The following is a 20,165-nucleotide window of genomic DNA, read 5'->3' as shown; positions in this document are numbered from 1 at the left end:
TTGCGTCTCAGACGTGAGGGGGCGGGGGCGGCGAGGCCGGCGGCCCTGCAGTGCCGGCGGGCGCGCCGGTCAGCGTACGGATCAGCCGCGCCAGGCCGTGCACCGGCAGGTCGATCCACGTCACCCGATTGTCGGCCTCGTACTTGACCTCGTAGGCGGCGCGTTCGAGCAGGAACAGATCGAGCAGCGGCTGCATCTGGCCGGGGGCGACCCACGGGTGCAGCGCGGTCTCGGCCACCTCGCGGTAGCCGCCGAGGAAGGCGTCGGTGGCGGTCTGCCGGAAGCGCTCGAGCAGCCCCTCGCGCCGCTCGGCCTGCGCCGGCGGCAGCGCCGAATGGGTGCGCTCGCTGCGGTCGGTGCCGACCGTCGCGGCGGCATAGTCGAACGAGCGCAGGATGCCGGCCACGTCGCGCAACGGCGACGTCTTGCGGCGGCGGTAGGCCAGCGGCAGGCCCGGCTCGCCCTCGAAGTCGATGATGTAGGTGTCGTTCTGCGCGATCAGCACCTGGCCCAGATGCAGGTCGCCGTGAATGCGCGTCTGCAGGCTGCCCGGCGCTGCCGCGGCGAGCGCGGCGACCAGGTCGGGCAGCCGTTCGCGGCTGTCGAGTACCGCCTGCACGTCGGCGCGGTAGCGCTCGCCGATCGCGCCCTGCGGCGGCTGGCCGGCGCCGGCGCCGATCAGCTGCAGCGCGGTGTCCAGCGCGGCCATCGCGTCGTCGGTCCACTCGCGCACCTGGGCCTCGCCGGCCGGCACCGGCGTGAAGGCCTCGTCGTCGCTCGGCCGCGCCAGCACCGCGTGCAGCTCGGCCAGGCGCCGGCCCAGCGTCGCCGCCATCGCCGCGAAGCCGTGCATCGCCTCGGTGAACTCGTCGTCGCCGTTCTCGTTCTCCATCGGCAGCGCATCGTCGATCGCGCGGCCGATATAGTCCAGCGTCCAGTTCCAGCCGTCGCCCTGGTTCAGGATGTAGCCCTGCAGCAGCATCAGCGTATGTGGCGTGCCGTCGGCGCCCGTGCGTACCACTTCGCCGAGCAGCGCGGCGGCATTGGCATAGCCCTGCTCGGTCAGGTAGCGCGTCATCTCGGCTTCCGGATGAATGCCGCCGGAGACGCGGCGCACCAGCTTGAGCACCGCCGAGTTGTTGAACGACAGCGAACTGTTGGACTGCTCCGCCGACATCCACTGGACCGGATCGTCCTCCAGCGCCAGCGCCGCCAGGCCCGGTCCGCCGCGGAAGTGGATCTGCCCGCGCGGCGTGGCGATCTCGGTGCCGGCGCGCAGCGCCTTGACCACCTCACGGGCGAAGCGTTCGACGACGAAGCCGTCGGTGGCCAGGCCGACCCGGCTGCCGCGGCGCACGCGCGCCATCGCCAGCCCGTGCGCCAGTTGCGGCACGCTCGCGCCGGGCGCGTCGTGGTCCCACAGCACGCTGACCGGCAGCTGGTAGCACTCGCTGCGCTCTTTCAGCGCGACCTCGACCTCGGACAGATAGATCGCTTCGCCGGGCGCGGCGGCGCCGAACGGCACCGCGTAGGCAATGGTGACGCCCCGGATCTTCTCGCTCTTGGCGCCGAACCAGCGGCGCCGCGCGATGTAGTCCGGCAGCACTTCGTTCGACAGGATGCGACGCGACGCTTCGGTCAGGTCGGCTTGCGCGGTGTTTTGCATGATCAGCGTGATCAGCTCGGGCATCTGCTGCGGCGCGTCGACGTGCCAGGACGGCGGCTGCGCCTCGGTGGACAGCACGAACCAGTAAAAGCCATAGGGCGGCAGCGTCAGCAGATAGGTCAGCTGGCCGATTGCCGGGAACGGGGTCGCGCCGAGCATCTCGACCGGCACCCGGCCTTCGAATTCGGACAGGTCCAGCTCGACCGCCTGCGGCGCGCGCGACAGATTGGCCACGCAAAGAATGTGCTCGCCCTCGTATTCGCGCAGATAGGCCAGGATTTTCCGGTTGCCGGGGAACAGGAAGCGGAAGCTGCCGCGGCCGAACGCGCGGTGCTGGCGCCGCAGCGCCAGCATGCGGCGCATCCAGTTGAGCAGCGAATGGGTGTCGCGCGACTGCGCTTCGACGTTGACCGCCTCGTAGCCGTACAGCGGGCCCTGCAGCGGCGGCAGCACCAGCCTTTCCGGATCGGCATGCGAAAAGCCGCCGTTGCGGTCGGGCGACCACTGCATCGGCGTGCGCACGCCGTCGCGGTCGCCCAGGTGGATGTTGTCGCCCATGCCGATCTCGTCGCCGTAGTAGATCACCGGCGTGCCCGGCATCGAGAACAGCAGGCTGTTCATCAGCTCGATGCGGCGGCGGTCGCGCTCCATCAGCGGCGCCAGCCGCCGGCGGATGCCCAGGTTGATGCGCGCGCGGCGGTCCGACGCATAGACCTCCCACAGGTAGTCGCGCTCGCTGCTGGTCACCATCTCCAGCGTCAGCTCGTCATGGTTGCGCAGGAAGATCGCCCACTGGCAGTTCGGCGGAATCTCCGGGGTCTGGCGGATGATGTCGGTGATCGGGAAGCGGTCCTCCCGCGCGATCGCCATGTACATGCGCGGCATCAGCGGGAAGTGAAAGGCCATGTGGCATTCGTCGCCGTGCGCGGGCCGCTCGCCGGTGGCCGGCGCGCCGCCGAAGTACTGCTGCGCGTCCTCGGGCCACATATTGGCCTCGGCCAGCAGCAGCCTGCCCTGGTAGTGGTCGTCCAGATGCTTGCGGATCTGGCGGATCACCGTATGGGTCTCGGGCAGGTTCTCGTTGCTGGTGCCCTCGCGCTCGACGAGATAGGGCACCGCGTCGAGCCGCAGCCCGTCGATGCCCATATCGAGCCAGAACCGCATCACCGACAGCACGTCGCGCAACACCAGCGGATTGTCGAAGTTCAGGTCCGGCTGGTGCGAATAGAAGCGGTGCCAGAAGTACGCCCCGGCCACCGGGTCCCAACTCCAGTTGGACTTCTCGGTATCGCAGAAGATGATGCGCGTGCCGCTGTAGGCCTGGTCGGTGTCGGACCAGACGTAGTAATTGCGCGCGGCCGAGCCCGGCTTGGCATGGCGCGCGCGCTGGAACCACGGATGCTGGTCGGAGGTGTGGTTGATCACCAGCTCTGTGATCACGCGCAGCCCGCGCGCATGAGCGGCGGCGATGAAGCGCCGCACTTCGGCCAGCGTGCCGTATTCCGGATGGACGTTGCGGTAGTCCGCGATGTCGTAGCCGTCGTCGCGGCGCGGCGAGGGATAGAAGGGCAGCAGCCAGATCGTGTCGACGCCGAGGCTGACCAGGTAGTCGAGCTTCGCCAGCAGACCGGCGAAGTCGCCGACCCCGTCGCCATTGGCGTCGTAGAACGACTTGATGTGCAGCTGATAGATGACCGCGTCCTTGTACCACAGCGGATCGGCGTTCAGCAGCGCGGTGCTGCCGCGCTCGGAGAGGCGCTTCATGCAGACTCCTCGCGTCTTGGCTTGACGTGCCAGAGGGCGAACGGCAGCGCATGCGGATCGAGCCGGATGCGCTGATGCTTGCCTTGCCACTGGAAGCGATGGCCGTGCATCAGATCCTCGGCGGCCAGCGCGCCGTGATCGGGCAGGCCCCATTCCCACAGCGGCAGTTCGATATCGGCCTCGCGCACCGCGCGCGGGTCCAGGTTCACCGCGGCCAGCAGCACGTCGTCGCCGAAGCCGGCGTCCGCATCGTGCGAGGTCGGCACATAGCGCGCGAAGTACAGCACCGCGTCGTCGCTCGCGTGCAGGAAGCGCAGGCCGAGGTGGTTCTGCAGCGCCGGATGGCTGGCGCGGATCTGGTTCAGCCGCGTGATTTCGGCAACGATATTGCCTGGCCGGTTCCAGTCCCAGGCGCGCAGCTGGTACTTCTCCGAATCCAGATACTCCTCCTTGGTCACGCCGTTGACGACCAGCGGCGTGCCTTCGCACAGCTCGAAGCCGTTATACATGCCCCAGAGCCCGGACAGCAGCGTCGCCAGCGCGGCGCGGATCAGGAACCCGGGCCGTCCCGAGTCGTGCAGGAAGTAGGGGTTGATGTCGGGCGTGTTGACGAAGAAGTGCGGCCGGAAATATTCGCGCAGCGGCGAGCGCGTCAGTTCGGTCATGTACTCGATCAGCTCGCGCTTGTGGTTGCGCCAGGTGAAGTAGGTGTACGACTGGCTGAAGCCCAGCTTGGCCAGCCGCGCCATCATCTTCGGCCGCGTGAAGGCCTCGGCCAGGAAGATGGTGTCGGGATGGCGCTCGCGCACGTTGGCGATCATCCATTCCCAGAAGGGCAGCGGCTTGGTGTGCGGGTTGTCGACGCGGAAGATGCGCACGCCCTCGTTGACCCAGAACATCACCACGTCGCGCAGCGCGATCCACAGCGCAGGGGCGGCGCCGCCCTTGGCGTAGAAGTCGACGTTGACGATGTCCTCGTATTTTTTCGGCGGATTTTCCGCATAGCGCAACGAGCCGTCGGGCCGGTGTGCGAACCATTCGGGATGCTCGCGCAGCCACGGATGGTCGGGCGAACACTGGATCGCGAAGTCGAGTGCCAGCTCGAGCCCCGCCTCGGCGCTGGCCGCGCGCAGCCGGCGGAAGTCCTCGATCGTGCCCAGTTGCGGGTGGATCGCGTCGTGGCCGCCCTCGGGCGAGCCGATCGCGTACGGGCTGCCGGGATCGTCCGGCGCGGCGCGCAGGCTGTTGTTGCGGCCCTTGCGGTTGGCGCGGCCGATCGGATGGATCGGCGGGAAGTACAGCACGTCGAAACCCATCGCGCGGATCGCCGGCAGGCGTTCGATCACGTCGTCGAAGGTGCCGTGGCGCTCGGCGTCGCCGCTCTGCGAACGCGGGAACAGCTCGTACCAGCTGGCGAAGCGCGCCGCCAGCCGGTCGGCCTCGACCGGCATCGCGACCGGATGGCGCGTGGCGAAGTGGCGCGGATCGGCCGCCTGCATCAGCGTGCGGGTATGCGGCGACAGCAGGATCTCGAGCCGGCGCAGGTCGTCGCCGGCGGCCGCCTCCAGTTCCGCGGCGACGTCGCGCAGCGCGCGCGTGGCGTCGCGCTCGCCGCTGCGGCCGTGCCGCAGCGTATTGGCGACCAGGCGCGCGCCTTCCTCGATTTCCAGCGTCACGTCGACCCCGGCCTGCTTCTTCTTGGTGACCTCGTCGCACCAGGTGGCGAATGCATCGTGCCACGCCTCGACGGTGAATTCGTGCCGGCCCAGCGCGGTCAGCGCGAAGCTGCCGACCCAGCGGTCGTTGACGGTCGGCGCCATCGGCGCCTCGTGCCAGCTTTCCTCGCCGGGGCCGCGCCACAGCACGACGGCGGCGAGCTTGTCGTGGCCGTCCATCCAGATGTCGGCGCTGACCTCGACGCGCTCGCCGGTCACGCGGCGCACCGCGAAGCGGCCGTTGTCGCAGGCGGGCGCGACGTTCTCGATGGCGATGCGCGGCGCCTGTACGGCGGCGGCAACGCTGCGCTCCAGTGCGGCGCGCACCGACGCGCCGAAGCGCTTGCCTTCGCGCCGGGCCGGCTCGGCGAGCGCCGCCGACGGGGCGGCATGGAACAGCTGCACGCCGGCCGGGGCCAGCGTGATGTTGTCCAGCGCATCGAGCAGCGTGCCCGCCTCGACGCCGCCGCCGGGTCCGCCGTCGGCCGCCAGCAGCGTGCCCGCGCCATGCGGCAGGGCGCTGAGGATGCGATCGGCCCCGAGGCTGGCGGGCTGCTGCGTATCGGGATTGATCACGATGGCCAGCGGCAGCGGCGCGCCGGCGGCGGGCATCGGCAAGCGCGCCAGCGCGATCAGCGCGCCATCGGCGCCGCTCAACTGGCGCACGGCCAGCGCCGGGGCCGGACCGCGCGCGGCGATCCAGGCGTTGGCATGGATCAGTTCGTGCGACAGGTCGTAGCTCAGGCCTGGGTCGGCATCGCCATCGCGGGAGCCCGGCTGGTCGTAGGGCTGGTCACGTGGTGGGTCCTCCTCGCAATCGCCGCCGCCGCATTCGAAGCCGGCCGGCACCAGGATGCCGTCTCCCAGCGCGGCCGCGGTCCATAGCGCGCGCCGCGCCGCCAGCGCGTCGAGGCCGCGGGCCTGGATCGCCGGTGCGGCCAGCACCGCGCCGAAGGGCCGCAGCCGGGCGATTTCCTCGGTCAGCCAGGGGCTGCGGTAGTCCCACCACGGCAGCGAGCAGAAGGCGCCATCGAAGCCGCCGCCGCTCAGATCGGCCAGTTGCGCCGGGCTGGTGCCGGGCGTCCACGCCAGCATCAGCGGCGGGCGCCGTGCGCCCGTGTGGCTGCCGCTCACGCTTGTGTCACGGGCGCCCTTCAACGCGGCGCTCAGCCTGGCCCAGTGCCGTCCCGCCACGCGGGCCGGCGCGCGGCACACATAGCCGGCGATATCGAGCTCGGCCAGTCCCTGCAGCCGCTCGGTCCACCACGACACCAGCGCGGCAGCGACCCCCTCGTCGTGCCAGCGCAGCCGTGTGCCAGGCAGATGGTTGTCGGTATCGCGCGGATCGGGCATCGCGCCGTCGTGCCGCCAGAGCGGATCGATCGGCGCGGCGCCGTCGGGATAGCGGTCCAGCGCGAGCTCCAGCAGGCAGGCCAGCCCTTGCGCCCGGCAGTGGGCCGCGAGCGCGGCCAGCGTGTCGGGCGGGGTATGCAACGCGGAGGCGCCTGTCAGCAGCACATGATCGAAGCCGAGCGCCTTGGCCCGGGCCAGAGCCCCGAGGGCGCCGTCATTGGCCTGGTGGACAAAATTCGGATCGATCTGGCAGATGCGCACGGATTGGCTCGTCGGAGGCGAAGGACAGTCCGGGCACTGATGCGAAGCGCGTGCCAATATACCGCCGCGTCGGACAAGCACCGACGCGCCGGCAGAGCCTCCCCTTGCCGGGCAAGGCGCCGAGCACGATTGCGGCCGGGAAGCCGCTTGCCGATATGACAAGCCCCGAAATGTGGCCTGTAAAAACTACAGTGCCGCGCTGGCAGAAAGTATCCGAAGGAGTATCCGCCGCGTGTAGCCGCGGCAAGCATTCGAGCCGTCGGCGGGACCGGGCTCAGGCGGCAGGACGTCCGGTGGCCGCACCGCGCCGGCGCCGGCCGCTGCTGGCGGGCCGCCGTGCGGCCGCAACGGGGCGGCCGTCTTTATCGGCGGACATCGCGGCAACCGCGGCGCCATCGACTGCGGCGGGGGCCGGCAGCGCGGCGCGGCCAGACGCCGGCACGGTGCATTCGCAACTGCGGCGGCACACCAGCACGCAGCCATGGCCGGCCTGCCGGCAGTAGTCGCGATGCAGCACCGCGGCAACGATGGCCGGATGGCAGGCCATCAGGCCCGGATAGGACTCCAGCGCCCACGGCCACGACAGGCCATCGTCATGCAGCACCAGCAGCGCCTGCGGCGGCCAGCCGGCCTGCGCCTGCGCCAGCGGCCCGCGCACCATCGCGCCGCCATCGACCAGGGCCTCGCGCTGGCGCAACAACGGTTGCACCGTGAGCGGGCCGGTCACTTCGGTGCCCGCCTGGATCACGCAGGCGCAGAAGTGGCCCGCACCGGCGACGCGCACGTGGCCGGCCTGTGCTTCGATCTGGGCGGCCGCCAGCGCCATGTCGCCGCCCCCGGGAAGCGTGGCGCGCACGCGGTCGATCTGCTGCATCTGCGCGCCGAAGCCCTGCAGCGCGGCGACCCGGCGCGCCGCTTCGGCGCCGCGCCCCAGGCCCAGCACCACCGTCGACAGTCCGCGCGCGGAATGGATGTTCAGACCGCCCGGTGCGAGATCGCCGTCGGCCGGGGCCCACACCACGCCCACCGCCACGGCGGGCAGCGAGACCGGGCCGGGCCGATCGGCGGGGGACAGCGTCATCCGGATGACCGAGCCGGCGGGGCCGTCGTAGCGGTCCAGCGCGGTCACCAGTTCGTACAGCGCGGCAAGCCTGCCCCCCGCGCGGGCGCCGGCGTGCCTGCCGTCCGCACCGCGCGACGAATCAACCGGCCCATCGCGCGACCGATCGCCCAACCCATCGCGCGGGCGCGGCCGGTCCACGGCCAGGATCTCGACCTGCGGCGCGGCGGCGCCGGTCACCTCTTCCTGCAGGGGCCGCAGATGCAGCACGCCGCCGCCGGCGTGGTCGAGCATGCCGGTGGCCGCCGCGACGGCCGCTCGGCCGAGCCGTTCGGTGGCGATTTCGCCGAAGCCGCAGCGCACCGCCAGTTCCGTAGCCGCGTCATGCGCGTGGGCGAGGTCGTCGGTCGCGTCGATCGCAAGTCGAGTCTGCATGGCTGCGTGGCGGGGTAAAGAGGAGTGAACAGCGGTGAACCGGCGTGATCAGGTCTGGCCGGCGCGGGCTTCGCTGCCCTGCGCCGCGCGATTGCCCAGTTCGGCAAACAGCGTGACGATCTGCTGGTTGAAGGCGGGGATATCGTCCGGCTTGCGGCTGCTGACCCAGTTGCCGTCGCGCACGACCTCGCGATCGACCCATTCGCCGCCGGCATTGCGGATATCGTCGGCCAGCGACGGCCAGCTGGTCAGCGTGCGGCCCTTGACCAGACCGGCCGACACCAGCAGCCAGGGACCGTGGCAGATCACTGCAATTGGCTTGCCGTCGTCCTGCATTTTCTTGACGAAGCGCTGCGCGGCCTGGTCCATGCGCAGCGCGTCGGCATTCATGGTGCCGCCGGGCAGCACCACGCCGTCGAAGTCGTCGGGATGGGCGTCGGCCAGCGTGGCCTGCACGCCGAAGCGATCTGCCTTCTTGTCGTGCTGGGCGCCTTGTACCTCGCCATCGTGCGGCGCAACGATGACGGTTTCGGCACCGGCCTGTTGCAAGGCCTGGCGCGGGCCGGTCAGTTCGACCTGTTCGAACAGATCGGTAACCAGGAAGGCGATGCGCTTGCCCCTCAGCGGATGATTGGCGTCGGGGGACGTGTTCCGGTTCATGTTGCGGTCCTCGTTGCACAGGGAAGTCGATCCGTCGATTCATCGAATCGCCGAAATGGAGCCGGACGCGGTCCGACCTTGTAGCTTTTGCGGCCGGCGGTAAAAAAGCGCTCGCCGCCGCGCCGCGGGTCTTGCGGGATGGCGGCGTCCGCGTCCACTTCGGTCCAGAGCGGCAAGAAGCGTGCCCCCGAGGCCGGGTGCCGAGCCACGTCGGCCTGAGTCCGATGGGCCCGCAGCGGCCGCTGGCATAACATCGTCTTATCGATGTGCCGGCCGATGGACCCGATCGGCAAGGCCATCGCAGCCGGAGTCCGCATCCATGGACCTTGTCGTAGCGCGGCCCGAGGGCCTGTACTGCCCGCCGGGCGACTTCCATATCGACCCGTGGCGCCCCGTGGCGCGGGCTGTCATCACCCACGCCCATTCCGACCATGCGCGCGCCGGCAGCGGCCGCTATCTTTGCGCGGCGCCGGGACGCGGCGTGCTGCTGTCGCGCCTGCCCGATATTCACCTGGACAGCCTCGACTATGGCCAGGCCATCGTGCACAACGGCGTTCGCATCAGCCTGCATCCGGCCGGGCACGTGCTCGGCTCGGCCCAGGTCCGGCTCGAATACCGCGGCGAGGTCTGGGTCGCATCGGGCGACTACAAGCTCGCGCACGACGGCACCTGCGCGCCGTTCGAGCCGGTGCGCTGCGATACCTTCATCACCGAGAGCACCTTCGGCCTGCCGATCTATCGCTGGCAATCGCAGGCCGAGCTGATGGCGCAGATCCTGTCGTGGTGGCGCGCCAATGCCGAACAGGGCCGGGCCAGCGTGCTGTACTGCTACGCCTTCGGCAAGGCGCAGCGCATCCTGCATGGGTTGATGACGCAGGCGGGCGAGGCGGGGATGCCGGGCCCGATCGTCGAGCATGGCGCAATGACGGCGCTGAACCGCGCCTATGCGGCCGCCGGCGTGGCGCTGCCGGCGACGGTGCATGCGTCCGAGTTGCCGGCGCGCAGTCCGCTGCTGCGCCAGGCGCTGGTGATCGCGCCGCCGTCGGCGCAGCGCTCGCCGTGGCTGCGGCGCTTCGGCGATGCCTCGCAGGCCTTCGCCAGCGGCTGGATGCGGATTCGAGGCACGCGCCGGCGGCGCGGCGTCGATCGCGGCTTCGTGATTTCGGACCATGCCGACTGGCCCGGCCTGCATGCGGCGATCGAGGCGACCGGGGCGCAGCGGGTGTTCGTCACCCATGGTTATGTGCATGCGATGGTGCGCTATCTGTGCGAACGCGGTCTGCAGGCGCAGGGTTTCGAGACGCAGTACGGCGACGAGGAGGACCACGATCGGGACGAGCCAGAAGGCGCGGCCGGCGCCAACGGCGCGCCCGGAGAAAACGGCGAGCCGGCGGACGGCGCGATCGACGCAGCGGACGGCAAAGCGGACGGCAAAGCGGACGGTGTATCCGCCGATCCAAGGGGCGGATCATGAAGGCCTTCGCCGAGCTGTACGCCGCGCTCGATGCAACGACCTCGAACAACGCCAAGCTGGCGGCGCTGCGCGGCTATCTGCAGGCTGCGCCGCCGGCCGACGCCGCCTGGGCGGTCTATTTCCTCGCCGGCGGCAAGCCGCGCCAGCTGGTGCCGGTGGCGATGCTGCGCACGCTCGCCGAGCACGCGGCGCGTTTGCCGACCTGGCTGTTCGAGGAGAGCTACCAGGCCGTCGGCGATCTGGCCGAGACCATCGCCTTGCTGCTGCCCGAGTCCGAACATACCGACGATGCGGGTCTGGCCGAATGGGTCGAGCAGCGGCTGCTGCCGCTGCGCGGCCTGCCGCCCGACGTGCTGCTGCCCAGGCTCGACGCGCTGTGGCGGCCGCTCGACGCGCAGGCGCGGCTGGTACTGTTCAAGCTGATCACCGGCGCCTTTCGCGTCGGCGTCTCGCGGCTGCTGGTCACGCGCGCGCTGGGCGAGGTGGCCGGCATCGATCCGAAGCGCGTGGCCGAACGGATGGTCGGCTATACCGATATCTCGGCGCGGCCCGATGCCGAGCACTATCTGGCGCTGATCGCGCCCGACGGCAGCGGCGAGCACGGCGGGGTCGGAGAGCGCGTAGGCGATGGTGCCAACGTTCCACGCAGCCGCGGCGGCCAGCCCTATCCGTTCTTTCTCGCCCATCCGCTGCAGGCGCCGCTCGAGCAGTTCGACGCCGTGCTGGGCCCGGTCTCGCAATGGCAGGTCGAATGGAAATGGGACGGCATCCGCGCGCAGATCGTGCGGCGCGACGGCCAGACCTGGATCTGGTCGCGCGGCGAGGACCTGATCACCGAGCGCTTCCCCGAGCTGGCAGAAGCCGCCGCACCGTTGCCCGACGGCACGGTGATCGATGGCGAGATCGTGGTCTGGCGCGACGAACGCGTGCAGCCATTCGCCCTGCTGCAGCAGCGCATCGGCCGCAAGAACCTCGGCGCGAAGCTGCTGCGTGACGCGCCGGCGGTGCTGCTGGCCTATGACCTGCTCGAATGGCAGGGCGAGGACTGGCGCCGCCGCGCGCAGAGCGAGCGCCGCGCCGCGTTGGAGCGCGTGCTGGCCGCGCATCCGCATCCGTCGCTGCGGCCCAGTCCGCTGGTGCAGGCGGACGACTGGCCCGGGTATGGGGTGCTGCGCGAGTCGTCGCGCGAGCTCGGCGTCGAGGGCTTCATGCTGAAGGCGCTCGATGCCGCCTATGGCTCGGGCCGGACCAAGGATGTCGGCGTCTGGTGGAAATGGAAGATCGATCCGTATGCGGTCGATGCGGTGCTGATCTACGCGCAGCGCGGCCACGGCCGCCGCGCGAGCCTGTACACCGACTTCACCTTCGCGGTATGGAGCGCGCCGCCGGGTACCGAGGGCCGGGTGCTGGTGCCGTTCGCCAAGGCGTATTCGGGCCTGACCGATCAGGAGATGCGGCAGGTCGACGCGATCGTGCGGCGGACCACCATCGAGACCTTCGGGCCGGTGCGCAGCGTCGAGCCGACCCAGGTGTTCGAGCTGGGCTTCGAGGGCATCGCCCGCAGCAGCCGCCACAAGAGCGGCATCGCGGTGCGCTTTCCGCGGATGCTGCGCTGGCGTACCGACAAGACGATCGAGGAGGCCGACACGCTGCAGACGCTGCAGGGCATGCTGCCGTCCGCCGAAAGCGGCGACCGAGGGAACGCGGCATGAGCGCGCGTGGGGCCGACGCATTGGCCTTGCCGGCGGCGCCGCTGGCGCAGGCGCTGCCGCAATGGTTCGCGCGGCGCGGCTGGCAGCCGTTTCCGTTCCAGCAACAGGTGTGGCAGGCAATCGCCGCGGGCCGCAGCGGCCTGGTGCATGCGACCACCGGCACCGGCAAGACCTATGCGGCCTGGCTCGGCGCGCTGCTGCGCCATGGCGAGCCGGTGGCACAGACCGCCACCGCGCCGCCGCTGACCGTGCTGTGGCTGACGCCGATGCGCGCGCTGGCCGCCGATACCGCGCGCGCGCTGCAGGCGCCGCTGGCCGAGCTCGGACTGAACTGGACCGTCGGCCTGCGCACGGGCGATACCGGCAGTAGCGAGCGCACCGCGCAGGCGCGGCGGCTGCCGACCGCGCTGGTCACCACGCCGGAGAGCCTGTCGCTGCTGCTGACGCGGGCCGATGCGAGAGAGGCGTTGGGCCGCGTGCGGATGGTGGTGGTCGACGAATGGCACGAGCTGATCGGCAACAAGCGCGGCGTGCAGGTACAGCTGGCGCTGGCGCGGCTGCGCCGCTGGTGTCCCGACCTGGTGGTCTGGGGTTTGTCTGCCACGCTGGGCAACCTCGAACACGCCAGCGAGGTGCTGCTGTCCGGCACGCCGGCCGATCGGCGCGAGCTGGTGCGCGGCAAGATCCCCAAGGAGCTGATCGTCGATACGCTGCTGCCCGATGCCGCCGGGCGGTTTCCGTGGGCCGGGCACCTGGGCCTGTCGATGCTGCCGCATGTGGTGCGCGAGATCGACGGCAGCAGCACCACGCTGGTCTTCCTCAATACCCGCTCGCAGGCCGAGCGCTGGTACCTGGCGTTGCTGGAGGCGCGGCCCGACTGGGCCGGACAGCTGGCGCTGCATCACGGCTCGCTGGATCGCGATGTGCGCGAATGGGTCGAGGCCGGCCTGAAGACCGGCGCGCTGAAGGCGGTGGTCTGCACCTCCAGCCTCGATCTGGGCGTCGACTTCCTGCCGGTCGAGCGCGTGCTGCAGGTCGGCTCGCCCAAGGGCGTGGCGCGGCTGCTGCAGCGTGCGGGCCGCTCCGGCCACGCGCCGGGGCGGCCCTCGCGCGTGACGATCGTGCCGACCCACAGCCTTGAACTGGTCGAGGCGGTCGCGGCGCGCCACGCGGTCAGGGCAGGGCGCATCGAGGCGCGCGAGTCGCCGGTCAAGCCGCTCGACGTGCTGGTCCAGCATCTGGTCACGGTGGCGCTGGGCGGCGGCTTCGTTCCCGACGCGCTGCTCGACGAGGTGCGCGGCGCCTATGCCTACCGCACGCTGACCGACGCCGAATGGCAGTGGTGCCTCGACTTCGTGCGGCAGGGCGGCAGCAGCCTGTCCGCCTATCCGGACTACCGGCGCGTGCAGCCCGACGAGCAGGGCGTCTGGCGCGTGCCGGACGTCCGCCTTGCCCGCCGCCATCGGATGAGCGTCGGCACCATCGTCAGCGATGCGACGATGCAGGTGCGCTACTGGAGTCGCGCGGGACGCGGCGGCGCCTCCCTCGGCACGGTGGAGGAGGGCTTTATCGCGCGGCTGTCGCCGGGCGACTGCTTCCTCTTCGGCGGCCGGCTGCTCGAGTTGGTGCGCGTGCAGGAGATGACCGCCTATGTCCGGCGCGCCGACAAGGGCCGGCCCGTGGTGCCGCGCTGGAACGGCGGGCGGATGCCGCTGTCGACCGAACTGGCCGACGCGGTCGTCGCCACGCTCGAGGATGCCGCCGCGCAAAGGCTCGATCCCGCGGATACGCCGGAGCTGCCGTTGATCCAGCCGCTGGTCGAACTGCAGCAGCGCTGGTCGGCCCTGCCGACGCGCACCACGCTGCTGGCCGAGACGCTGAACTCGCGCGAGGGCTCGCATCTGTTCCTGTATCCCTTTGCCGGGCGCTCGGTGCATCTCGGCCTGGGCAGCCTGCTGGCGTGGCGGCTCGGCTCGCAGTTGCCGACGACGATCTCGGTCGCCGTCAACGACTACGGGCTGGAACTGCTGTCGGCCGCGCCGCTCGACTGGGCGCACTGGCTGCCGCTGGTGCTGGCGCAGGAACGGCAGCGCGATCTGGTCGCCGACGTGCTGGCCAGCCTCAATGCCGGCGAGCTGTCCCTGCGGCGCTTTCGCGAGATCGCGCGGGTGTCGGGGCTGGTGTTCCAGGGCTATCCCGGCGCGCACAAGAGCGCGCGGCAGCTGCAGGCCTCGTCGAGCCTGTTCTACGAGGTGTTTCGCAAGCACGATCCCGAAAACCTGCTGCTGGGCCAGGCCGAGCGCGAGGTCCTGAACCAGGAGCTCGATGCCGCGCGCCTGTCGCGGACGCTGGATCGGCTTGCGGAGCTGCGGCTCGATCTGCGCGTGCTGAAACGGCCGACGCCGCTGTCATTCCCGCTGATCGTCGAATTCCTGCGCGAGAAGCTGAGCACCGAGAAGCTGGCCGACCGCATCGCACGGATGCTGGCCGATCTCGAACGGGCGGCGGGGCCGGAGGGCGAGGGCGACGAAGTATCGGTGCTGGCGAACGAGCCGCCGCCCGATCGCGTCGCGGAGATCGCGCGCTTCGGCATGGCCGATCACGCCGGCCGGTCGTCCTCGTCCTCTTCCTCGTCCTCTTCCTCGTCTTCGTCGTCCCGGCGCCGGCGCCCACGCAAGGTGTCGAAGCCGTTGCCGCCGCTATGAGCGTGCCGATGTCGTCCGCTCCGTCGTTCTCGCCCTCGTCGGCTTCTTCATCCTCGCGTCAGGTCGAGGTTGCCGGCGAGACACTGTGGCTGCTGCCGGAGCGCGCGCTCTGGTGGCCGGCCGCCGCGATGCTGCTGGTGGCCGACGTCCATTTCGGCAAGGCCGCGGCCTATCGCGCGCTGGGCCAGCCGGTGCCGGCCGGCACCACGCGCGACAACCTGGCACGGCTGGCGGATCTGGCGGCGCGCTATCCGGCGCGCGAGCTGGTCTTTCTCGGGGATTTTCTCCATGCCCGCGCGAGCCGCACGCCGGCGGTGCTGGCGGCCCTCGCGGATTGGCGCCGCGGGCTTCCGTCGACGCTGCGCTGCACGCTGGTACGCGGCAATCACGATGCACGGGCCGGCGATCCGCCGCCCTCGCTCGATATCGCGGTGGTCAGCGAACCGTGGCGGCGCGGACCATTCGCGCTGTGCCACTTGCCGGGAGCGGCGAACGGCGGCTACGAACTGGCCGGGCACCTGCATCCCGCCTATACGCTGCGCGCCGGCTCCGACTCGGTTCGTCTGCCGTGCTTCGTCTTCGATGCGCATGCCGGCATCCTGCCGGCGTTTGGCGCCTTTACCGGTCACGCGCCGGTCAGGCGGGCGCCGGACCGGCGCCTCTATGTGATCGGCGACGACCGGGTCTGGGCCGTGCCGGCGCGCTAGCGCAACGGGTGAGCCGTCGCGGTCGGCCTCATGGATGCCAGGTCGCCGGTGCTTCGATGCGCGGCGCCGGCCGCTGGCTTCCCGCCATCGCATAGGAAAGCCGGTTCGCCGCCTCCACCACGGTCTTGGCCATCTTCAGCAACCGGGCTTCCGTCAGCCGGGAGGTCGGCCCCGAGATGCAGATCGAGCCGAGCAGCCGCCAGTGCAGCCCGAACACCGGCGCCGCCACGCTGGACACCTCGGGCTCGCGTTCACCCATCGAAAGATGAAAGCCCCGCTGCCGGATGGCTTCGTACGGCCGGCCCGACGCCCCGGAGAAGGCCAGGATCACGCGGCCGGGCGCGCCCTTGTCCAGCGGCAGCGTGGAACCGATCCGCACATGGTGCCGGATCGCCTGCGGTCCTTCGACGCGCAGCAGGCAGGCCCGCTCGTCTCCCTCTCGCACGTAGAACGACGCGCTCTCGCCGGTCTTGCGCGACAGTTCGCGCAGTACGGGCTCCACCACTTCCTGCACGTTGAACGTGGCCTGATAGCAGGCGCCGAGCCAGCCCGCCGCGCGCCCCAGGCGCCAGTTCCCGTCTTCCTTCTGCACCAGGTAGTTGTGCGCCGCCAGCGTCCTGGCGAGGCGAAGCACGGTGGTCTTGTGGATTCCCGTGCGCCGGCTGATCTCGGCCAGCGGCAGATCGGCATCGTTGACGCCAAACGCCTCCAGCACCATCAACGCCCGCGAGACGGCCGTCACGCCGCCGGCGGCGTCATCCCCGCGCTCTGTCGAGCCCTTCATCGCTCCGCTCCGATATGAAATGCGTTTTGCACAACGAAACGGCATTGTATGAGGTGAAACGACGCAACACAATGCGCGAAAACCAAACGGAGACAACCATGCAAGGCCCCTGCCGATTTTCGATCGCCGCCATCTGCCTGGCGAGCGCCTTCCTGACTTCCACCGCTGCCACCGCCACTACCGCCGCTGCCGGCTATCCCGCCAAGCCGATCCGCGTGGTCGTGCCGTTTCCCGCGGGCGGCGGGACCGACATCATTGCCCGCGAGGTCACCAACCGGGTGGCGCTGTCGACCGGATGGACCTTCGTCGTCGAGAACAAGCCCGGCTCGGGCGGCAATCTCGGCATCGATGCCGTGGCCAAGGCGCCCGCGGATGGCTACACGATCGCGCTGGGCCAGACTAGCAATCTGGCCATCAACGCCACGCTCTATCCCCGCCTTCCGTACAAGCCGATGACCGACCTCGCGCCGATCGCGCTGGTGGCCAGTGCGCCGCTGGTGCTGGCGACGTCGACGACCTCGCCCTACAAGACCCTGGGCGAAGTCATCAGCGCCTCGCGTGCCAGGCCATCGGCCATCAATTTCGCCTCGCCGGGCAACGGCACCGTGGCACACCTCGCCGGCGAGCTGTTCCAGAAAACGGCCGGCATCGAGCTGACCCATATCCCGTACAAGGGCGCGGCGCAGGCGGTCAATGACCTGATCGGCGGCCAGGTCGACCTGTACATGGCCTCGGTGCCCAGCCTGCTCGGCCATATCCGCAACGGCAAGCTGCGGGCGCTGGCCGTCACGTCGACCGGCCGCGTCGCCGACCTGCCGCAGGTGCCGACCTTTGCGGAGTCCAACGTGAAGGGCTTCGAGGCCTCGACCTGGTTTGGTTTCGTGGCCCCGGCCTCCACGCCAAAGGACATCGTGGTGCGCCTGAACGCGCAGTTCAACAAGGCGCTGCAAGCGGCCGAGCTGAAGAAGAAGCTGAACGACCAGGGCGCAACCGTGCTCAGCGGTACGCCCGATCAATTCGGCGCGCTGATCCGTCAGGACATCGCGCGCTGGGCGGCGGTCGTCAAGGCGTCCGGCACCACGCTGGATTGACGTCTTCGGTCATCCCGCCCGCCGTCCCCATCCGATCCGATTCCATCCGATTCCATCCGATCCTTTCTGCCTCACGGAGTAGCACCATGGCCCAGCCCAACATCCTGAAGTCGTTCGAGCGCGTGTCGCCCGATATCGTCGCGCGCGCCGCCCGATTCCAGCCTGCCATCCTTGCCGACGTCGCGGGTCGCCGCGGCGCGGTGCACGGCCGCATCAAGCCGCTGCGTCCGCAGATGAAGCTGGCCGGGCCCGCGTTTACCGTGGAAGTGCGGCCCGGCGACAACCTGATGATTCACGCGGCGCTGGCGCTGGCGCAGCCCGGCGATGTGCTGGTCATCGACGGGAAGGGCGACCAGACCTCCGCGCTGATGGGCGCGATCATGATGAACGCGGCGCGTCAGCGCGGTCTTGCCGGCGTGGTGATGGATGGCGCGGTGCGGGACAGCCTCGAGATCGAGGCGCTCGATTTCCCGGTGTTCTCGGTGGGCACCAATCCCAACGGTCCGACCAAGGAAGTGGCCGGCCGCATCGGCCACCCGGTCTCGATCGGCGGCGTCACCGTGAATCCGGGCGACTTCGTCAGCGGCGACGCCGATGGCCTGGTGGTGGTCGAGCGCGAGAAGATCGAGTCGCTGCTGCCGCTGGCCGCGCACAAGGAAGAGGCCGAGGCCCGCCGGATTGCGCAGATTCGCGAGGGCAAGACCAATGCGCCGTGGCTGCTCGCCGCGCTGGTGACCGCGGGCGTGCTGAAGGAAGGGGAGGTGCTGTAATGACCCGCTCCGTCATTCTGGTCACGGCCGCCGATCTCGCGCAGCCGGCGCTGGACCTGCTGCGCGACTACGACGTCGTGTTCGCCGGCAAGGCGCCGCAGCCCGACGATCTCGTGGCGCTGGCCAGGCAAACCAACCCGGCCGGCATCATCGTCCGCTACGGCAAGGTCGGGGCCGACATCATGGACGCCGCCCCGGCGCTGAAGGTCATCTCCAAGCATGGCAGCGGCATCGATGTGATCGACCAGGTGGCAGCCGCCAGGCGCGGGATCGCGGTGAAGGCAGCGGTCGGCGCAAACGCGGCGGCGGTCGCCGAACATGCCTGGGCGCTGATCCTTGCCTGTGCCAAGTCCGTGCCGCAACTGCATGGCAGGATGCGGGCCGGACACTGGGACAAGGCCGCCCACAAGACGATCGAGCTGTCCGGCCGCACGCTGGGCATCGTCGGCCTCGGGGAGATTGGCCGCCGCGTGGCCGTCATCGGGCAGGCGATGGGCATGCGCGTGCTCGCCTTCGATCCCTTTGCCCGCACTGTGCCGGAGGGCGTCGAACTGGTGGAACTGCCGGCGCTCTACCGCAACGCCGACGTGGTGTCGCTGCATTGCCCGCTGACGGACGAGAACCGCCGCATGCTCGATCGCGAAACGCTGGCGACCTTCAAGGATGGTGCGATCCTCGTCAACACGGCGCGGGGCGGATTGATCGACGAGGCGGCGCTGGTCGAGGCGATGGCGGCCGGCAAGCTGTATGCGGCCGGGCTCGACAGCTTCGAGAGCGAACCGCTGCCGTCTCCTCACCCGTTTCGCGACATTCCGCAACTGATTCTGTCGCCGCACATCGGCGGGGTCAGCGATGCCGCCTACGTGAAGATGGGCATCGGTGCCGTGCGCAACGTACTGGACGTGCTGGAGGCCACGGTCGCCACCTGAGGACTTCTTGCTGCTGGCGCCGCCATCGCGCCGCGCCAGCCGCGACACAAGATCGCCGCGGCCAACCGCGTTATGGAGACAACTGTGAAAACGACTTACCGCCTGGCTGCCGCCGCAGCCGCTATCGGCCGCACCGTGCTGCTGGCCACGACCCTGATCAGCGCCGGCGCCGCATTCGCAGCCTATCCCGACAAGCCGGTGCGCATCATCGTGCCGAACCCGCCCGGTGGCGCAGTGGACGTCGTCACCCGCAAGGTGGCGCAGCAACTGTCTGTCCAACTCGGCCAGAGCTTCGTCGTCGAGAACAAGCCCGGCGCGTCGGGCACCATCGGCACTGGCACGGTCGTCAATGCGCCGGCCGACGGCTATACGCTGCTCGCCAACGACAATTCGTACACGACGCTGCCTTACGTGTTCCGCAAGCTGAACTGGGATCATCAGTCCGCGCTGGTGCCGATCGCACCGTTTGCGTTCTCTCCGGTGGTGCTTGGCGTCAAGGCGGATTCCCGTTTCAAGGACCTGGCCGCGCTGGTCGCCCACGCGCGTGCGCACCCGGATACCGTGACGTTCGGCTCGGGCGGGGCCGGCAGCGCGCCGCACTTCGCGACCGAGGCGTTCCAGCAGGCCGCCGGCATCCAGCTGATGCATGTACCGTACAAGGGCGCCGCAGACGCCATGGTCGGGCTGTTGTCGGGCAACATCGACGTGCTGGTGCTGTCGACGCCCAGCGTGCTGTCGCAGGTCAAGGGCAAGCAGATCCGCCTGCTCGCGATCAGCGGCACGCAGCGGGCGGCAGCGCTGCCCGATGTGCCGACCTTCGCCGAGGGCGGCGTGCCGGGCTTCAGCCAGTTCAATTGGTCGGGGCTCGCCGCGCCCAAGGGGACGCCGCCCGAAGTCGTGCAGACGCTGCAGAAGGCAGTCCACCAGGCGCTCAGCACGCCGGACATCAAGGCGTTTCTGGCCAATATGGGTGCTCAGCCGGGCAATCTCGACACCGCCGGCTTTGCCAGCCTGATCCAGCGCGAGACCGCGCAATGGGCGACGGTGGCGCAGCGCGCCAACATCGAGAAGCAATGAGC

At 70.2% G+C, this 20,165-nt stretch carries 13 protein-coding genes; 8 read left to right on the top strand and 5 right to left on the bottom strand.

The genetic code is table 11. From position 1 onward, the window contains the following. Positions 1 to 7 precede the first annotated feature (7 nt). The 4 genes from treS to M1D55_RS07565 form a co-directional block, all read right to left on the bottom strand. Positions 8 to 3,430: a maltose alpha-D-glucosyltransferase gene (gene treS / locus M1D55_RS07580; RefSeq protein WP_456280562.1), complete on the bottom strand. Its 3,423-nt coding sequence runs from the start codon at positions 3,428 to 3,430 to the stop codon at positions 8 to 10. Beyond that, complete coding sequence (locus M1D55_RS07575) at positions 3,427 to 6,759, bottom strand: alpha-1,4-glucan--maltose-1-phosphate maltosyltransferase (protein ID WP_456280561.1); 3,333 nt, start codon at positions 6,757 to 6,759, stop codon at positions 3,427 to 3,429. Before M1D55_RS07575 ends, treS begins: the two co-directional genes overlap by 4 nt. 274 nt (positions 6,760 to 7,033) lie before the next feature. Then, positions 7,034 to 8,254, bottom strand: coding sequence for a hypothetical protein (locus tag M1D55_RS07570; protein ID WP_456280560.1), 1,221 nt, complete (start codon positions 8,252 to 8,254; stop codon positions 7,034 to 7,036). Positions 8,255 to 8,302: 48 nt separating this feature from the next. Further along, entirely contained in the window at positions 8,303 to 8,914 is a 612-nt protein-coding gene (locus M1D55_RS07565; RefSeq protein ID WP_456280559.1) for a type 1 glutamine amidotransferase domain-containing protein, read from the bottom strand. A gap of 319 nt (positions 8,915 to 9,233) precedes the next feature. Between M1D55_RS07565 and M1D55_RS07560 the strand changes: the two genes are divergently transcribed. Genes M1D55_RS07560 through pdeM form a run of 4 tightly spaced genes read left to right on the top strand, consistent with a single transcriptional unit; the run spans position 9,234 to position 15,512 of the window. Next, entirely contained in the window at positions 9,234 to 10,388 is a 1,155-nt protein-coding gene (locus tag M1D55_RS07560) for a ligase-associated DNA damage response exonuclease (protein WP_456280558.1), read from the top strand. Then, the gene (locus M1D55_RS07555) at positions 10,385 to 12,100 is read left to right on the top strand and encodes an ATP-dependent DNA ligase (RefSeq protein ID WP_456280557.1); all 1,716 of its coding nucleotides are present in this window, start codon (positions 10,385 to 10,387) and stop codon (positions 12,098 to 12,100) included. The genes M1D55_RS07560 and M1D55_RS07555 overlap by 4 nt, the downstream gene beginning before the upstream one ends. Then, entirely contained in the window at positions 12,097 to 14,805 is a 2,709-nt protein-coding gene (locus M1D55_RS07550) for a ligase-associated DNA damage response DEXH box helicase (protein ID WP_456280556.1), read from the top strand. Before M1D55_RS07555 ends, M1D55_RS07550 begins: the two co-directional genes overlap by 4 nt. An 8-nt stretch (positions 14,806 to 14,813) precedes the next feature. After that, positions 14,814 to 15,512 (top strand): ligase-associated DNA damage response endonuclease PdeM, encoded by a 699-nt coding sequence (pdeM, locus tag M1D55_RS07545; protein WP_456280555.1) that lies wholly within the window; start codon positions 14,814 to 14,816, stop codon positions 15,510 to 15,512. Between the two features lie 28 nt (positions 15,513 to 15,540). On the opposite strand, the gene M1D55_RS07540 is transcribed toward pdeM, so the two are convergent. Continuing rightward, complete coding sequence (locus M1D55_RS07540; protein ID WP_006577273.1) at positions 15,541 to 16,296, bottom strand: IclR family transcriptional regulator; 756 nt, start codon at positions 16,294 to 16,296, stop codon at positions 15,541 to 15,543. 98 nt (positions 16,297 to 16,394) lie between these two features. Here M1D55_RS07540 and M1D55_RS07535 point away from each other — a divergent pair, with 98 nt between their 5' ends. From M1D55_RS07535 to M1D55_RS07520, 4 genes are all read left to right on the top strand, one after another. Continuing rightward, the gene (locus M1D55_RS07535) at positions 16,395 to 17,387 is read left to right on the top strand and encodes a tripartite tricarboxylate transporter substrate binding protein (RefSeq protein ID WP_456280554.1); all 993 of its coding nucleotides are present in this window, start codon (positions 16,395 to 16,397) and stop codon (positions 17,385 to 17,387) included. 86 nt (positions 17,388 to 17,473) lie between these two features. Continuing rightward, positions 17,474 to 18,157: an RraA family protein gene (locus M1D55_RS07530; protein ID WP_456280553.1), complete on the top strand. Its 684-nt coding sequence runs from the start codon at positions 17,474 to 17,476 to the stop codon at positions 18,155 to 18,157. Continuing rightward, positions 18,157 to 19,086, top strand: coding sequence for a hydroxyacid dehydrogenase (locus M1D55_RS07525; RefSeq protein ID WP_064576341.1), 930 nt, complete (start codon positions 18,157 to 18,159; stop codon positions 19,084 to 19,086). The genes M1D55_RS07530 and M1D55_RS07525 overlap by 1 nt, the downstream gene beginning before the upstream one ends. A gap of 84 nt (positions 19,087 to 19,170) precedes the next feature. Continuing rightward, positions 19,171 to 20,163, top strand: a complete 993-nt coding sequence (locus tag M1D55_RS07520) for a Bug family tripartite tricarboxylate transporter substrate binding protein (protein ID WP_006577277.1) — start codon at positions 19,171 to 19,173, stop codon at positions 20,161 to 20,163. Positions 20,164 to 20,165 lie beyond the last annotated feature (2 nt).

The sequence above is a fragment of the Cupriavidus sp. JZ107 genome, assembly GCF_053903255.1.
This window is presented reverse-complemented; position numbering and strand designations above follow the sequence as displayed.

Coding starts and splice junctions, on each gene's coding strand:
- treS (WP_456280562.1), bottom strand. CDS start 3,430: ATGAAGCGCCTCTCCGAGCGCGGCAGCACCGCGCTGCTGAACGCCGAT.
- M1D55_RS07570 (WP_456280560.1), bottom strand. CDS start 8,254: ATGCAGACTCGACTTGCGATCGACGCGACCGACGACCTCGCCCACGCG.
- M1D55_RS07565 (WP_456280559.1), bottom strand. CDS start 8,914: ATGAACCGGAACACGTCCCCCGACGCCAATCATCCGCTGAGGGGCAAG.
- M1D55_RS07560 (WP_456280558.1), top strand. CDS start 9,234: ATGGACCTTGTCGTAGCGCGGCCCGAGGGCCTGTACTGCCCGCCGGGC.
- M1D55_RS07555 (WP_456280557.1), top strand. CDS start 10,385: ATGAAGGCCTTCGCCGAGCTGTACGCCGCGCTCGATGCAACGACCTCG.
- M1D55_RS07550 (WP_456280556.1), top strand. CDS start 12,097: ATGAGCGCGCGTGGGGCCGACGCATTGGCCTTGCCGGCGGCGCCGCTG.
- pdeM (WP_456280555.1), top strand. CDS start 14,814: ATGTCGTCCGCTCCGTCGTTCTCGCCCTCGTCGGCTTCTTCATCCTCG.
- M1D55_RS07540 (WP_006577273.1), bottom strand. CDS start 16,296: ATGAAGGGCTCGACAGAGCGCGGGGATGACGCCGCCGGCGGCGTGACG.
- M1D55_RS07535 (WP_456280554.1), top strand. CDS start 16,395: ATGCAAGGCCCCTGCCGATTTTCGATCGCCGCCATCTGCCTGGCGAGC.
- M1D55_RS07530 (WP_456280553.1), top strand. CDS start 17,474: ATGGCCCAGCCCAACATCCTGAAGTCGTTCGAGCGCGTGTCGCCCGAT.
- M1D55_RS07525 (WP_064576341.1), top strand. CDS start 18,157: ATGACCCGCTCCGTCATTCTGGTCACGGCCGCCGATCTCGCGCAGCCG.